Annotated in this window: 12 protein-coding genes; 9 read left to right on the top strand and 3 right to left on the bottom strand. The window is 70.5% G+C overall.

Going from position 1 to position 15,800, the window contains the following annotated elements; translation table 11 throughout:
- The first annotated feature begins 49 nt into the window (after window positions 1-49).
- From tssK to FOF48_RS21645, 9 genes are read left to right on the top strand one after another with little or no spacing between them, the layout of a single operon-like run.
- Window positions 50-1,300 carry a type VI secretion system baseplate subunit TssK gene (gene tssK / locus FOF48_RS21685; protein WP_143904650.1) on the top strand — a complete coding sequence of 417 codons (1,251 nt, stop codon included), beginning with the start codon at window positions 50-52 and terminating at the stop codon, window positions 1,298-1,300.
- 5 nt (window positions 1,301-1,305) lie between these two features.
- On the top strand, window positions 1,306-1,695 hold the full coding sequence (locus FOF48_RS21680; RefSeq protein ID WP_143904649.1) for a GPW/gp25 family protein: 390 nt from the start codon (window positions 1,306-1,308) through the stop codon (window positions 1,693-1,695).
- The gene (locus FOF48_RS21675) at window positions 1,695-3,359 is read left to right on the top strand and encodes a hypothetical protein (RefSeq protein ID WP_143904648.1); all 1,665 of its coding nucleotides are present in this window, start codon (window positions 1,695-1,697) and stop codon (window positions 3,357-3,359) included. Before FOF48_RS21680 ends, FOF48_RS21675 begins: the two co-directional genes overlap by 1 nt.
- A 13-nt stretch (window positions 3,360-3,372) precedes the next feature.
- Window positions 3,373-3,975 carry a hypothetical protein gene (locus tag FOF48_RS21670; RefSeq protein WP_143904647.1) on the top strand — a complete coding sequence of 201 codons (603 nt, stop codon included), beginning with the start codon at window positions 3,373-3,375 and terminating at the stop codon, window positions 3,973-3,975.
- Window positions 3,976-4,012: 37 nt separating this feature from the next.
- The gene (locus FOF48_RS21665; RefSeq protein WP_143904646.1) at window positions 4,013-5,659 is read left to right on the top strand and encodes a type VI secretion system baseplate subunit TssF; all 1,647 of its coding nucleotides are present in this window, start codon (window positions 4,013-4,015) and stop codon (window positions 5,657-5,659) included.
- Between the two features lie 12 nt (window positions 5,660-5,671).
- Window positions 5,672-6,313, top strand: a complete 642-nt coding sequence (locus FOF48_RS21660; protein WP_143904645.1) for a DotU family type IV/VI secretion system protein — start codon at window positions 5,672-5,674, stop codon at window positions 6,311-6,313.
- Window positions 6,310-6,618: a hypothetical protein gene (locus tag FOF48_RS21655; protein ID WP_235685720.1), complete on the top strand. Its 309-nt coding sequence runs from the start codon at window positions 6,310-6,312 to the stop codon at window positions 6,616-6,618. Before FOF48_RS21660 ends, FOF48_RS21655 begins: the two co-directional genes overlap by 4 nt.
- A gap of 2 nt (window positions 6,619-6,620) precedes the next feature.
- The gene (locus FOF48_RS21650) at window positions 6,621-10,436 is read left to right on the top strand and encodes a type VI secretion IcmF C-terminal domain-containing protein (RefSeq protein WP_143904644.1); all 3,816 of its coding nucleotides are present in this window, start codon (window positions 6,621-6,623) and stop codon (window positions 10,434-10,436) included.
- Entirely contained in the window at window positions 10,433-10,933 is a 501-nt protein-coding gene (locus FOF48_RS21645; RefSeq protein WP_143904643.1) for a type VI secretion lipoprotein TssJ, read from the top strand. Before FOF48_RS21650 ends, FOF48_RS21645 begins: the two co-directional genes overlap by 4 nt.
- Before the next feature lie 9 nt (window positions 10,934-10,942).
- Here FOF48_RS21645 and FOF48_RS21640 read toward each other — a convergent pair whose 3' ends face one another.
- Genes FOF48_RS21640 through FOF48_RS21630 form a run of 3 tightly spaced genes read right to left on the bottom strand, consistent with a single transcriptional unit; the run spans window position 10,943 to window position 15,754 of the window.
- Complete coding sequence (locus tag FOF48_RS21640; protein WP_143904642.1) at window positions 10,943-13,066, bottom strand: hypothetical protein; 2,124 nt, start codon at window positions 13,064-13,066, stop codon at window positions 10,943-10,945.
- Window positions 13,063-14,988, bottom strand: a complete 1,926-nt coding sequence (locus tag FOF48_RS21635) for a hypothetical protein (RefSeq protein ID WP_143904641.1) — start codon at window positions 14,986-14,988, stop codon at window positions 13,063-13,065. Before FOF48_RS21635 ends, FOF48_RS21640 begins: the two co-directional genes overlap by 4 nt.
- Window positions 14,989-14,995: 7 nt before the next feature.
- Window positions 14,996-15,754: a general secretion pathway protein GspE gene (locus tag FOF48_RS21630; protein WP_255442507.1), complete on the bottom strand. Its 759-nt coding sequence runs from the start codon at window positions 15,752-15,754 to the stop codon at window positions 14,996-14,998.
- Window positions 15,755-15,800 lie beyond the last annotated feature (46 nt).

Genomic DNA, 15,800 nt, shown 5'->3' with positions numbered 1-15,800 from the left:
GAGCAAACTCGCTCCCGGCCTTCTGGCGGGCGGAAGGAAAGCAAGGCGCATGCAGCGGTACAAGCTGGCACGGGTCCGCTGGCACGTCGGACAGACGCTCCTCCCCGAGCACTTCATCGCGCAGGAGGACGCGCTGGACGCGGAGATCCGCCTCCACGCCACGCTGTCCGGCCTGCCGTCCTACGGGGTCGCGAACCTCGCGTGGAACGAGTCGCTCCTGCTGGGCGGCAGCCTGTCCATCTCCGCGCTCACCGTCGTCACCAAGTCGGGGGAGCTGCTGGACGTGCCCGGCAACGCGGTCATCGCGCCGCTGTCGCTGGACGCCATCGGCAAGTCGGAGTTCATCATCTACCTGCACGTGCTGAAGGAGACCGTCAGCGCGGAGGGCATCCGCCTGTACGCGGATGATCCGCCGGTGCTCCAGCGCGTGCTCAACAAGCTGCAGCTGTCCTCGGAGCCGGTGCTGGACGGGGCGGTGGCGTCCTTCGGCCTGGCCGCGGTGTCACAGGACGAGGACGGCGCGTGGCGCACGTCCCCGGACTGGGTGCCGGCGCTGCTGCTCGTGGGGCCCAACCCCTTCCTGGAGAAGCTGCTCGGCACGCTGGATGACCTGTTGGATCAGGTGCGCCAGCAGCTGCTCACGCACATCTCGGACACGTACCTGCGCACGGACCGGCTCACCAACGCGCGCCGGGCGCTCTTCGAAGTCCAGCGGCTGATCGCGCTGCGCCGGGACATGTTCCGGCAGGTGTACGTGCACCCGTATCACCTGTTCGACGGGCTGCGCCGGCTGTACTTCGAGGCGTGCTGCTACCTGGAGATGCTCCCGGACGAGCAGATGCCGGTGTACCAGCACGAGGACCTGGCCCAGGGCCTGGGCGGGTGGATCCGCCTGCTCACCCGCAGCTTCCAGCCAGAGGCCACGCGCTCCACGCACAAGGCCTTCCAGGTGAAGGACGGCCAGTTCCTCCTGTCCCCGCTGCCCCCGGAGATCCGCTCCGCCAGCGAGGCGTACCTGCTGGTCCAGCGCACCCAGCCCGGGGAGCGCACGCCGCTGGACGGCGTGAAGCTGGCCAGCCCCACGCGGCTGCCGCTGGTGCGTCGTCAGGCCTTGAAGGGCGTGCCCTTCACCCACGTGCCGTATCCGTCCTTCCCGCATGCGCTGGGGCCGGAGATCGACTGGTACCTGCTGGGCAGCGGCGAGGAGTGGCAGCACGCGCTGCGCGAGGACGGCGTGGCCTTCTACGTGACGCCCGCGCTGCGGGGCGCCCAGACGTCGCTGTTCTGGCGGAGGAGCTGATCGCCATGGCGCGCGCACCCTTCCTGGACAAGTTCGCGGCCCGCGCCCAACGCCCCAACGTGCGCGACAGCCTGGAACACGTGATGCGCAACATCGAGGCCGTGCTCAACACGAAGAAGGGCTACGGCTTCTTCATGCACGACTTCGGCCTGGGCGGGTACACGGAGAAGCTGGGCACGCGCGAGCTGGTGGAGGCGCTCACCGCCGAAATCCAGAACGAGGTGGCCCGGCACGAGCCCCGGCTGGTAGGCCCGGAGGTGAAGCTGCGCGGCCGGGACAGCTCGCTGTGGCTGCACTTCGACTGCAGGGGCGCCTTCGACGGACAGCCGTGTCACCTGCGCCTGCTGTTCCACGCCACCACCGGCCGGGTGCGCGTGCAGGCGGAGGACGTCTGATGGCGGCCCACGCGGAGCGCCTGGACCTGTCGCTCACGCTCACGCTCGGCGGGACGGCGCACGTCATCGCCCCGGCGGACATCCTGGCCTTCGAGCTGGACCTGCACGGCTGGGGGCACGAGGGGAGGGTGGAGTTCCGCGTCCTCGACGAGACGGCGCACGGCGGCCAGAAGCAGGACAAGGTGCTGGCGGACTTCCTCAAGCCGGACCTGGTGGAGGTGGCGCTGGAGCTGAAGGCCGTGCACTCCGACACGGCGACGAAGCCCACCTTCACGTCGCTGAAGGTCAAGGGGCTGGGGCTGGACAAGGCGCTGAGCGAGGAGACCGTCGCCCAGGCGAAGGGCGCGGGCATCACCTACCGGCACTACACCGTGCGCTTCGTGGACCCCGCGCGGCTCCTGTGGACCCAGCACTACCCGTGCGTGCTCTACACCCAGAAGACGCTCCAGGACGTGCTGGACGCGCACAAGGGCGACAAGATCTCGCTCGCCAATGACTGGGACGCGAAGCTCGGGGCCACGCTCCCGCTCATCTTCCTGGGCCTGTCACCCGAGTCCGGGGCCAGCTTCTACGACTTCGTCGTCTGGTTCGTGCACACGCAGAACGGCGTGCTGGCGTACGACTACACCGCGCAGGGCTACCAGCTGCGCGCGGCGAAGGACGCCACCGGCACGCCGCTCCCCCTGCGCGCGGAGGACGTGGACCGCGTGACGGTGGTGTTCCCGGAGGTGGCGCGTCACGACGTGGCCATCCTCAACGCCGCCGCGGAGAGCCCCAAGAACCAGGCCATCACCAACGCCCAGGCCGTCACCGGCGTCCGCCAGGACGTGCTCCTGCGCACGGACATCGCGGACGACGTCCAGTCCCGCGTGACGCTGGAGACCGCCCGCCTCAAGGTGCGCGGCCTGGAGGTGGAGCTGGACTGGAACCGCTTCCCGCCGGTGGCCTTCGCGCCGGGCGCGCTGGTGAAGCTGCCCTCCACGTCCGGGTGGATGGCGGCGGGCGTGCCCTCCACGGACACCTTCCGGGTGCGCCGGATGAGCCTGCGCGCGGAGCCGCTGCCCCCGGACGACCCGGCAGGGGAGGGGGACGAGGGCGCGCGGCGGCCCTCGCCGGACAGCCGCTACCTCTTCAGCTTCACCACGCGGCTGGAGAAGAAGGACGAGCCGCACGTGGACCTGCCGCCCTTCACGGCGCCGGTGTACCCGCGCTTCGTGGAGGGCCTCGTCGTCAGCGAGGTGGGCGAGCAGAAGGACGAGACCTGGCAGGCGTACACCGACGACGCCACCTCGCTGGACAGCTACAAGGTCAAGCTGCCGCTCTTCGCGAACCAGATCGTCCAGGTGCCCTTCAACGCGAACCTGTTGCCCGGGCACTTCTACTTCCCGGCCTACAAGGGCGCGCGGGTGCTGGTGGCGCTGGACTTCCTGCGCGCGTGGCTCAAGCGCCACCTGGACTGGCGGGCGGGCGCGCGGCTGCCCTCGGACGGGCAGGGCGTGCACCTGCTCGTCGGCAAGACCACGACGAACGGCACGTCCATGCGGCACTTCTATGACGACAACAAGCCGCTGTTCCGGCTCATGCGCACGAACGCCAGCGACACGGAGAAGATCGAACTGAAGGAAGGCTCGCTGCTCATCCTGGTGAAGGAAGAGTCCGCTTGAGGCGGGAGGTCTGATGGGCACGCTGGTTTGCAAGATCGAACTGGACAAGGAGAAGGGCATCACCGTCCAGGTCGACAACGCGGATGACCAAATCACCCAGACCATCGTGATGGATGGCACCAGCATCACCATCAAGGTGAAGGGCTCCTCGGAGACGAGCACCATCGTCCAGAAGCAGGACAGCATCGTCGTCACGGTGAAGGACCTGACGTTCGACACGGACACCCTCACGATGAAGTCCAAGGGCGTGTCGAAGTGGACCAGCCAGGACACGCTCACTGTGGAGAGCACCAAGGACATGACGCTCAAGACGAGCGCGAAGCTCACGCAGACGGCCACCAGCGACGCGAAGCTGTCCTCCAGCGCCAACGTGAACATCGAGGCCACGTCCAAGCTGGCCATGAAGGGCAACATGGGCGCGGAGATGGTGACCTCCGGCGGCGAGGCGAAGGTGGATGGCGTGACGCTGAAGCTGGCGGGCAAGACGCAGGCGGAGATGTCCGGCGCGATGACCAAGGTGTCCGGCTCCGGCAAGCTGGACCTGGAGAGCTCCGGCATGGCCAACCTGAAGGGCTCCATCACCAGCGTGGGCGGCGCGCTGGTGAAGTTGGGCTGAAGCACATGGGCACGGACGTACGGCGGGAGAGCGGGCGGTGAAGGATTTCTCGGAGAAGATCTACCTCGATTTCTTGTCGGAGCTGGACGGGCTGGAGCGCTTCCGGCAGCGCTTCCAGGAGCGCCATCCGGCGGCGCCGCTGGACCGCGAGGATCCGGACGTGCGGCGCCTCATCGAAGCGATGGCGTTCTTCTCCGTGCAGACGCGGCACGCCACGCTCCACAACCTGCGCTCCACCTGGCGCCGCCTCTTCGCGGGCTTCTTCGACTTCCTCCTGGAGCCCGTGCCCGCCGCCGCCATGGCGCAGGCCGTGCCCACGGAGAAGATGGTGGAGCCGGTGCTCCTCACCCGGGGCACGGAGCTGCGGCTGACGCCCGCGGAAGGGGTGGCGGGGTCCTTCCGGCTCCAGCGCGACCTGCGCGTGCTGCCCATCTTCCTCAAGGGCACGGACGTGGTGCCGCAGGTGCGCAGCGGCCACCGGCTGATCCTCCGCTTCGAGTCCCGCTTCGCGCGCAAGGACCCCATCGACCTGCTCAGCCTGCACGTGCGGCACCTGGACGACTACCGCTCGTCGCTGGCGGTGTTCCACGCGCTGCGCAAGCACCTGAAGCAGGTGAGCGTGGTGTACGACGAGTCCGCGGACGAGCACTCCGTGGGCAGCCCCTGCGAGGTGTCCTTCAACCGCGATCCCCCCGCGCCGGACGACAGCGCCGTCTACGCGCACCCGTTCCAGCGGCTGCGCGCCTTCTTCCAGTTCCCGGAGCAGCAGCTCTTCGTGCACGTGAAGGTGCCGCCGCCGCGCGGCAGCTCGTGGATGAAGTTCTGCCTCTGCCTGGACCTGGACAAGGACTGGACGGTGGGGCGGTCGCTGCACCCGGACTTCTTCCAGCTCTTCACCGTCCCGGTGGTGAACCTCAAGGCGGAGCCCGCACAGGTGGTCGTGGCGGACGGCACACGCGCGGAGCACCCCATTCTCAGCATGAGCGCGGGGCGCGAGTTCAGCCTGCACTCCGTGACGGGCGTCTTCGAGATGACCAAGGCGGGCCTGTCTCCGCTCCGGCCGGCCTTCCTGCCCGGCAAGGGGCCCAGCTACGAGGTGGACGAGACCTTCGACGAGAAGCTCACCTCCCGGCAGAGCCTCATCGTGCGCATGCCGGAGGCGTTCACCGCGCCGCGCAAGATCGTGCTGGAGGCGCTGTGGCACCAGCCGCAGTTCTCCGCGCAGGCGGCGGGCAGGGTGGAGGTGTCCGTCCCAGGCAGGCACATCGAGGGCTTGAAGTGGCAGACGGTGGGCGGCCTCCAGCCCCACCGCGACAGCGTGCTACGGGATGATGTCGAGGCGTTGACGCAGTTCCTCGCGTGGAAGGCGAAGGCCACCCTGGGCAGGGACGAGGTGGTCGCCTTGCTCGGTCATCTGGGGACCCCCGCGGAGAGCCCCTTCCGCCGCGTCCTCCCCTGGCTCAAGGAGCTGAAGTTCAGCGTGGTGCCCGATAGCGCGCTGAAGGGTTCGGGGATCCGCCACGCGTACGAAGCCGTGATGGAGCCCTTCGACCTGAGCTTCGAGCCCGTCGTCGTCTGCTTTCTTGAGCAGCTGCGAGACCTGCTGGATGCTTGGAACAATGAGGCATCAGTGGAATTGCGAGCCTCGGTGGCGGGATTGGGGCCGCTACAGCTTCCGACGTAACAACCCACGCGCATGAAACTGGAGCATTGGAACTCACTTCTGGCCGCGCAGCGACGCGTGCGCCAGCTCCTCGACCGGGCTCTGCCCGCCGAGCCCGCCCCGGGTGCGCGCCGGCCGCAGAGCCGCGTGGGGCAGGAGGCGCTGGGCCACCTGGAGCAGGCGCTGCTGGTGGAGCTGGAGCTCTTGCGCGCCACGTTCGGCGCGGACCTGCGGCCGGACGAAGTGGAGGACCTGATCCGCCCGTTCGTCTTCTTCCTGGATGAGTGGGTGCTCCGGCGGCTGTCGGACGCGGAGCAACAGCTCTGGCCGCTCCTGCAGCAGAACCTGTTCCAGGTCGACTCCGGCGGAGACCTCTTCTACGACTTCATGGAAGAGAAGTTGCGCCGCAATGACACGCCACCCATCGTCTTCGAGATGATCCGCTTCTGCCTGGCCGCGGGCTTCACCGGCCGCCTCGTGGGTCAGCCGGAGCGCATCCGCGAGGTCAAGGACCGCATCTCCGACCGCATCCCGCAGCCCGCCACCGTGCCGCAGCCCACGCCCGCGGTGCAGCAGGGCGCGCCCACCGTCTACGACTTCCCGGTGCACTACTACGCCGTGACGGCCCTCATCGTCCTGGGCCTGCCTGTCCTGCTCTGGTGGGTCTCCAATTGAGGCCCTTCCCGACACGCGACGGCCGCCCACCCGCGGCGCCCCCGCCCAGGCCGCTGGCGCTTCTGGACGTGCTGGAGCGGCAGGTGGGCGCGGAGCTGGGAGCGCTGAGCGAGGGCGTGAAGCCGCTGCTGGATTCGGTGCGTGAGGGGCTGACGGTGCTGGATCCGCCCGGGGACGGGATGCTGCCGTCGCCCCAGGAGCAGGAGAAGCTGCGCGCGAAGCTGACGTCCGCGCTGGAAGAGGCCGAGGACGTGCTGGAGGCGCTTCAACTCGCCGCGCGCCAGGGCGGACGGGGAAGCGACTGACCGTGGGCGCGCTCCAGTCCATCCTCGCATCCCTGAAGGCCCACTGGGTGCTCGTCCTGGGCGTCGTGGTGGCGCTCACCGCCATCGGCGTGGGCGCGACGGTCTGGTGGCGCAAGCGGCGCGACCCGGCGGCGCGCGCGGGCAGCCAGAAGCCGCTCACGTCCGGGCAGCTGCTCGCCATCCGCAAGACGTTCCTGAGCCGGCTCCCGTGGCGCTACCGCGCGTCCGTGCGGGACTTCCCCACGCTGGTGGTGCTGGGGCCCGCGGGCAGCGGCAAGTCGAAGCTCATCGAGACGGAGGTGGACTGGAAGCGGCAGGAGCGCCAGTTCCTGCCCAGCTACACCGACGACCCGTTGCTCGAGATGTTCCTGGGCCCCGAGGTCGTCGTGCAGGAGGTGTCCGCGCCCGTCCTGGAGGACGACTCGCGCCACGCCCGCATCGCGCTGCGCAAGCTGTGGAAGGCCACCTTCGGCCGCCGGCACGTGGGCCGCGTCGTCATCGTCCTGAAGGCGAAGTGGCTGCTGGAGACGAGCCCGGATGAGGTGAAGCGCGTCACCCAGCTGCTGCGCGGCAAGGTGAACCTGCTGGCGGAGGTGTGCCAGGCGTCGGTGGAGACGCGCCTGGCCCTCACGCACATGGATGAGCTGGAGGGCTACGCGGACTTCGCGCAGCTGCTGCGCAAGCACGGCGTGCCCCTGGAGCTGGCCGTGCCCCCGCCCGGCAGGGAAGGGGAGCTGGCGCACGCGCTCCAGCCCATGGAGAAGTACCTGGCGCTGGGCCTGACGTCGCTGGCGCCGGACGCCTTCGAGCGGCTGGCGGCGTTCTACGCGCGCGGCGGCGAGGCGTTCGCGGTGCTGGGCCGCTTCGTGTCCACGCTGGTGGAGAGCGGGTCGCTGGCGTTCCCGCTGAAGCTCGAGCGCGTGTATCTGTCGTCGCCCGCGCAGGACGCTCGCGCGGCGGGCGCCCTGGCGGTGCACGCGGACCAGCCGGTGGACAAGCTCATCGCGCGCTACCGCTGGACGCACCTGCGCCGGTGCGCGGCCATCGTCGCGGTGGGGTGCCTTCCGGTCATCCTGGCCTACGCCCACTTCTACCGGCTGCTGATGCGCGCGCAGGACAAGCTGGACGCGTTCCAGGTCACGGTGCAGCGGCTGGAGGAACGCAACCAGAGCGTGTCCGGCTCCGTGGTGGAGGCGCAGACCACCGAGGCGGTGAGGGCCATGGAGGACCTCTGGGGCGCCACGCGCTACTGGCCTCCCCTGGAGCACAGCTTCACGGACGAGTGGGAGGAGCTGCGCGCGCGGCTCGCTCGCAGCATCCGGATGTCCTACCTGAAGCCGATGCTGGAGAAGTGTCAGGACCAGTGTCGGCGGTGCCCGGGCCGGATCCCCGGCTGTCAGCCGGCGCCCAGCTTCAGCAACCGCGCCACGCGCGCCATGCCCCTGGCCGCCACGCCGGAGCACGAGAGCTGCCACCAGGAGTCGCTCTGCCGGCCCGAGCAGGCGCTCTACACGCTGGGCGTGCTCTACGCCTCGCGCAACGAGAACCTGGGCCAGTTCGTGCTGCGCAGCGTGCACGGGACGCACAAGAAGCAGCTGAAGTGGACGTCGGAGGCCTTCGGCATGAGCCTGGGAGGCGAGGCTTCCGAGCCCAACTGGCTGGACGCCATGGGGCTCGCGGAGCCGATGATCGCCAACTACGTCATCGCCAGTGACAAGCCCTTCGACGAGAACGTCCCCTGGACGCGCTGGCCCTTCGTGTGGCTGACGCTGGACGGCCTGCTGGGCCCGTGGCGCGAGCACTTCATGCAGCTGCAGGACGTGCTGGCCGCCAAGGAGCTGGACCTGGTCCGGTGGCAGGCCCTGCGCGCCGACCGCGAGCACCTGCGGGACTCGCTGGAGCAGAGCGCGCCCTTCAGCTCCGCGCGGCAGGTGATGGACCTCATCAACGCCTCGGACGCGGAGCCGGACGCCAGCCAGCTCAAGGGCGTGGGCAGCCTGCTGGAGTCGCTGGACTGGATGCGCCAGAACCGCCAGGCGCTGGAGTCCATCCTGCGCATGGAGGACGAGGCGGACACCGCCCTGCGCGCCGCCTCCCGGATGACGCCCGCGGAGCTGCTGACCCGCGCGGACGGCCTCTTCGCCCCCAGTGACGGCGACGCCCGCTACTCGGTGGAGGTGCTCAAGCGCGACTTCGAGTTCCGCCCGGTGGACGTCTCCCGGCAGCTGCTGGACAAGGTGCTGCGCGCGCTGAAGGAGACGGGCCGCTCGCCGTTCGACGGCAACGTCTTCAACCCGCGCACCGGGGAGACGACCTCCGAGGTCGCCAACGAAGGGGCAGGGGACGACGACACCGAGTTCACCAGCGGGCAGGCCCCGGTGGTGGGCCGCGTGCTGGGCAAGGCCGCCTTCGACGCGCAGCTGAGCCCGCTGGTGGATGAGTTCACCGAGCGGCTCGCCAAGTCGCGGCTGTCGCGCGAGGAGGCCGTGGAGCGGGCGACCTTCGTGCAGGGCAAGGTGCAGGCGTTCGCGAAGCGCTACGGACAGGACCTCTACGCCAGCTACCGCGGCTACCGCTTCCGCACCACGCCCCGGGGCTCCCTGGCCAGCGACCTGTCCGCGCTGCTCCAGCCGTCCTCCGCGCTGGAGGCCATGCTGCGCGACGTGGCGGTCCGCGCCGGCGTGGGCCCGCTGGAGAGCGAGTACTACGCCCCGATGCGCGACGCGGTGGCGCCCTTCAAGCCGGTGGTGCAGCTGATGACGCCGGACAAGAGCGGCGCGCTCGTGGAGCTGTCGGCCTACACCACGCTGGTGTCGCAGCTGCAGCAGGAGCTGTCCGGCGTGAAGCCCGCGCCGGTGAAGCCCGCCGCCCCCAAGGAGGGCGCGGCGCCCGCGGGCGCGACGGCGTCCTCGGGGGGTTCGCAGCTCGCGGAGATGCTGTCGCCGGTGGGCCGGGTGGCGCTGAGCATGCTGCTGGAGGAGGAGGACTCGTACCTGCGCCGGGTGGACGCGTGGCTGGATCAGCACGGCCTGGTGGGTGAGTTCCGGCTGCCGTTCCGTCAGCCCTTCATCGTCGTGCGCAACCGGGGCCGGACGGAGCTGGAGCGCGTCCTCGCGGAGCAGTGGGCGTACCAGTCCCGCCGCACGCTGGAGCCGCTGCTCAAGCGCTACCCGTTCAACCCCAGCGCGTCGCAGGAAGTGGATCCGGTGGAGCTGGAGGTCCTGCGGCGCAAGGACGGGGCCTTCTGGCAGTTCGTCACGCAGGTGCTGTCACCAGTGGTGGAGGAGCGCGGGACGGACTGGTCCCTGCGCTGGCCCTTGAAGTCGCGGCTGCTCCTGCCGCCGCGCATGCTGACGGCGCTGGGACAGACCGGCCGCCTGTCGCGCTTGCTGTGGGACGACGAGGGCAAGCCCCGGCCCATCGCGATGCAGGTGCGGCCCCTGCCGCTGCCCTCGGCGCCCACGCCGGACAGCTTCGTCACGCTGTCGTACCTGAAGTGCGGCGGGGCGGCGTCGTTCGGGTTCAACCAGCGGCCGGCGTGGGGGGACTTCCCGCTGAGCTGGTGGAGCCCGCAGCCGTCGTCCATCGGCGTGGAGCTGCGCTCGCCCTCGCGCGACGGCAAGCGCTACCGCTCCATGGAGATGTCCGAGTCCTCGTGGAACTGCTTCCGGCTGCTGGAGTCCGCCACGATGACGGACCAGTCGAACGTGGTGTGGGTGCTGCCGGGCCGGGGCCTGGCGGCGAACGAGAAGGTGCTGGAGATCAGCTTCGGGCTGCGCGGTGAGCCGTGGGCGCCATTCCGTGGGGTGGTGCCATGAAGGGCGGGGTCGTGAGGCTGGCGGCGGGACTCGTGACGGCGGTGGTGGTGGGCAGCTGCGCGGCGCCCAGCCTGACGGTGAACGTCAAGGCGCCCGCGGGCACCAACCAGGGCCGGCCGCTGTACATGCTGGTCCGCACGGTGTCGAAGACGACGATGACGGAGGGCTACGCGGACGTCGCGGCCAAGGTCATCAGCCCGGACGACTCCGTGTTGCAGACGGTGGTCATCTACCCCAGCCGCACGAAGCAGGTGAAGATCCCCCTGCCACCGGAGCAGGCCGTGGCGGTGAGCTTCCTGTTCACCACGCCCAACGGCGCGTGGCAGGCGCTGCTGGACGTGCCCGTGCCCCGGTCGGTGGACATCGAGCTGCAGGAGAGCCGCATCCGCACGGACCTGCCGCAGCACATGTCCGCCCAGGAAGCCGCGCCGGCCGTGCCCGAAGCCCCCAAGGCGCCGAAGGCCCCGGAGCCTCCGACCTTCGCCAGCCCCAAGTAGGCCGCCGCCTCAGGTGGCGAGCGCGTCCAGCCGAGGCCCCAGCGCCTGGAGCGCGGACGTCACCCGCCCGTTCGCGGCGCCCACGGGCTTCGCGAAGGCCCCCGCCTGGAGCTGGGCGCCAATCGCGTCGAGCGGGGACAGGAGCTGCGGCTTCGACGTGGTGGCGTTGGTCGTGACGGCATCCACCTGCGCCTGCGCCCCCGTCTTCAGTCCCTCCGCGCGCTGCTTGAGGGCGGCCAGGGCCTTGTCCACCTGGGACATGAGCGACGTCTCCGCGCTGGCGCGGGCCGTCTCCAGCGACTTCAGCGCGGCCGTCGTGGAGGTGTTCGTGGAGTTCAGGTGCGCATCCAGCTGGCCCTTCGCGGACGTCACCTGGCCTTCGGCCGTGTCGCGCGTCGTCTGCATGGCCTGCACCGCCGCGTCGATGCCGGAGCCCACCTGGGCCTCCAGGGCCTGGAGGCGCTGAGGCACCTGCGTGTCCAGGGGCGTCACCCGGGCGGCCACCTGCTGCTTCATGGCCTGGATCTGCTGCACGCCCTGCGTCTTCACGGTGTCGATCTGCGTCACCGCCGCGGCGAGGATCCGCCCCACCTGCGCGCTGGCCTGTTCGATGCCCTGGAGGATGGACTGGGTCAGCGTGCCCATCTGTGACACGACCTGCTCCGTGGCCGTGTCGATCTGCGTCTGCGCCTGGGTCTGCACCGTCTCCACCTGGGAGACGATGGTCTTCTGCACCGTCTGGAGCTGGGTGCCGACCTGGGAGGAGAGGGTGCCCAGCTGCGTGGTGATCTGCCCCACCACCTGGCTGATGCCCTGCACCGCGGGGTTCACCAGCGGCTTGGGCAGGTCCGCCGCGGGGATGGCCTCCAGGAGCCCCATGGCGCGCTCCAGCAGCGCCTCCAGGGAGCCGACGAGCTGCTGGAAGAGGGTCTGGAGCTGCTCCAGCTTCTGGGGCAGGAGCTCGAACAGCGCCATCACCTGCTGCTTGAGGGCGCTGATGCTCGCCACCAACGTGTCCAGCGTGGCGAAGGCCGCCTCCAGGGTCTGCTTGAGCGGCGCCTTGACGGACTCCACCGCCGTGAGCGCGCCCTGCACCAGCCCGTCGAGGGTGGTGCTCACCTGGGTGATGGCGCCCTCGATGTTCTTCTGCACCTGCTCGATGAGCTGCTCCACCGCCGTGAGCTGCGCCGTGACGCTGGTCACCTGACCGCCCACCGTCTTGCCCAGCGCGTCGAGCGTCCCGGCCGCCTGCGTCTTGCCCGCCGTCAGCGACGGGGCCACCTGGGTGTCCAGCGGATCCACGATGCCGGCCGCCGCCACGGCCGCCGCCTTCACCTGGGACGCCAGCGTCTTGCGCTGCGTCTCCAGCGCGCCCTGCTGTTGCTGGTGGGCGTCCTTCGTCGTCTTGCCCGCCTTGACGATCTCCTCATGCAGCGCCGTCAGCGCGCGGACCGGATCGTTCACCACGCCGTCCAGCGCGGACGACAGCTGCGTGCTCCGCGCGGTGGCGGAGTCACGAGCGGCGGCCAGACGCACCAGCACCGCGGACAGGGCCGCCGCGATCGTCGTCCCCACGCCCTGGAGGTCCTCCGTGAGCCCCGAGCGCGTCTGGTCGATGAGCGCGTACCCCTGCGCGCGGCGCGCGTCCGTGTCCGCCTTGGATCCCTTGCGCTGGGCGAGCTTCGCGTCGAAGGACTGCTTGTCCGCGTCACACCGCTGGGCCACCTGCTGCTGGATCGCGGTGAGCTGTCCCTGCGACGACTCGGCGGAGGCCTTCGCCTGGGCCTCCAGCCCCTGGCTCTTCGCCGTGGCCTCCTTGCCCAACGACTCCGCCGACGTGCGCGCCTTCGTGCTCGCGGCGGTCAGCGCCTGCTGGTGGCCCTGCACCTCCGCGGCCAGTGCCTGGAAGCGGGAGGAGGGGTCCGCCACCGTCACGTTGACCGCGTTCACCTGGGTGAGCAGCTTGCCCAGCGTCCCGTCGACGGTGGGGCGCAGCGCGGCGACCTGCTCCACCACGCCCTGGACCAGGGCCTCCACCTCGCCCTTCGCGGTGGTGAGGCGCGGCGTGATTCCCGAGCCGAAGCCCTGCACGGTCGCCTTGTGCTTCGCCACGGTGGCGCGCAGCTCGTTCATTTCAACCCCGCCAGCGCGGCCTTGGCTTCGGAGGCGGAGGCGGAGAGCGCGCCCGCCTGTCCATCCAGCGCGTTGAGCGCGCCCGTCAGCTTCGCGCGGGACTCGGCGGCCTGGGCCTTCACCTTGGCCTCCGCCGCGGCGAGGGCCGCGCCCGTCTCCTCCGTCGCCGCGTTCAGCTTCGCGTTCACCTCCGCGGTGGACGCCTTGTAGGCCGCCGTCGCGTCGCCCACCGCGCCCTCCACGCCCGCGGTGAGGTCGCCCTTGGCCGTCTCCACCTGCGGCGTCACGTCATACGTGGGCGTGGTCGCCACGCCGCCGGGGTTCTCCTTCGTCTGGATGAGGAGGTGGCCCTCGGAGAGGCGGATGATCTCCGTGTCGTTGGAGTTCACCCGTCCCAGGTTCCACACCGGCTTGTTGTCCTGGAAGTCGTGCGTCAGCGCCGTCTGGTTCGCGCCGTTCTTGCCGAAGAGGATCTGATCGCCCTGGCTGTCCTGGGGCATGCGCACGCCGTCCCCCCAGTCCAGGAAGCGGTGCAGCTCCGCGTGCTCGAAGTGGAGCGCGATGAGCGCCCGCTCGTTCTTGTACGGAGGGAAGTAGAACGTCCCCGGGAACAGGCCGGGCTCCGCCGGCACGCTCACCGTCTTGTTCCACAGCGGCACCGTCACCCGGTAGTTCGTCACCGACGTCTTCGCGTCGTCCACCTGGAGGTAGATGCGATCCGTGGCCTCGCCGCCGGGGCTGTGCACCTTGCCCTCGACATAGATGGGGTAGCGGGGCGGGCGGTACGCGGGCAGCGCCGGCACCGGATCCGACTTCTGCTCCAGCAGCACGGACAGCGTGACCTCGTAGCCCGCCGTCGCCTCCTGCTGTCCGTCATGCGGGCCGGCCTGGAGGCCCGCGCCTTCGAAGGACAGCTCCGCCACGCGCAGGTCCTCGCCCAGTCCCACCAGGTCCGGGCTCCACAGGGGCCCGTCCAGCTTGATCAGCGAGCCCGGATGCAGGGCCACCGGCGGCACGTCGAGGAACGTCAGCCGCAGGCGCCGCTTGCGCACGCGCAGGCGCTCCTTCTCCAGCGACTGGCGCTGCTCCGCCTCCGCCGCGATGGGCGTGCGCACCAGCACGTCGTGCTGGATGCCCGCCACCGTTTGCGCCTGCTCCAACGCCACCGTCGTCGCCCCGGCACCAAAGCCGTTGAGCACCCGCGTGCCGTGGCGGATGACCGGCGGCAGCTCCACGTCCACGCGCTCCACGTGCCTGCGGCTGAGCGCCGTCACGGAGCCCGCCGCCGGCTTCTTCGCGGAGAAGGTGTACGTGTCCGTGGGGCTGTCGTACGTCAGCACTCCGCCGCGCGTGTCCACGTACCAGATGACGAAGTCGTAGAAGCTCGCGGACGGGACGTCCTCCCCGATGCCCAGGCACACCAACGCCTGCCTGGCGTCCAGCGCATCCCAGTCGTACGCGAGCAGCAGGCCGCCCGGCTTGTGCGCGTCCAGCAGCTCCGACAGCTTCTTCGCCGTGTGCAGCTCCACGGGGCGGTGCTGCGTCCAGAGCACCCGCGCCGGGTCCTCGAACGTCACCGTGTACTGGCGGAAGGCCACGGCCACGGAGTCCTTGTGGCCGTGCGCGGTGCCGCTCACGCGCTTCTCCGTCACGATGCCCTGCACCAGGAGCGGCGTGGGCGGCGGGTCGTACACCCCCGACAGGGCCAGGCGCACCCGCACCAGGTCCGGCTTGCTGAACGCGGTGAAGAGCGCCGCGTCCGCCTTCTCCAGCGACGTCCAGAACGACAGCGTGCAGCGGAAGCCGGTGGGCGTCATCCGCAGCGAGAAGTCCCGCACCTGTCCGCCGGGAATCGGGAACGCCTGCTCGCCCGCGGTGACGGTCAGCTCCAGCTTCAGCTTTTCGGAGAAGGGGAGCGTCATGCCGTCCTCACCGGGCCTTCGCCTGGACCTCCTCGCGGGTGAGGGCCCCCCGGGCCTCCAGCGCGTCCATCATCGCGCGCATCACCCGGGCCTGCTGCGCCACCATGCGCTCCAGGTCCGCCACCTGCTGCGTGAGGGCCTCCACCCTCGACGCCAGCTCCAGGTCTCGCGCGGGCGCCGGGGCCTGGGCACGCGGGGGAGGGGGAGGCGGCGGCTCCGACTGCGGCGGGGCCAGCTCGAAGGTGGCCTCCTCCATGCCGAAGCTCAGCGGCGTGGCGGCCGTGGAGGTGACCTCGCCGTGGTAGTGGTGCCGGATGGCGCGCTCGATGGAGGACGCGGTCGCCACCACCACCTGGAGCTTCTGGCCGGAGTGGAACGCCAGCTCCTGGAGGGACTCCACGTTGGTGGGATCCGAGGTCGCGACGGTGAGCGTCTTGGTCCCGGGCTCGTAGGCGATGGGGAAGACGGTGTAGCGCTCGGCGATGTCCACGCGCAGCGCCTGGAGGGCGGACGGGACGGGGAGGTGCACGTCCAGCTCCACGGTGGGGATGGCCAGCTGCCGCGACAGGGCGTGCACCATGGAGCTTTCGTCCACGTAGCCCATCTGCACCAGGGTGAGCCCCAGGCGGCCGCCCCACTTGCGTTGCTCGGAGAGCGCGGTGCGCAGCTGGGACTCGGTCAGCAGCCCGGCATCCATCAGGATCTCTCCCAGCCGCCGCTTGCGGTTGGGGCCCGGGCCGGGGGGAACGGAAGAGGGAGGATTCACGCCCGGGAGCATAGCAGCGCGGGATGTTCCCCAGGCGTCTTCAGGG

This window comes from Corallococcus sp. Z5C101001 (genome assembly GCF_007352635.1).
Lineage (GTDB): Bacteria > Myxococcota > Myxococcia > Myxococcales > Myxococcaceae > Corallococcus > Corallococcus silvisoli.
Note: the sequence above shows the minus strand (reverse complement) of the source record. Positions and strands in the feature narration are given on the sequence as shown.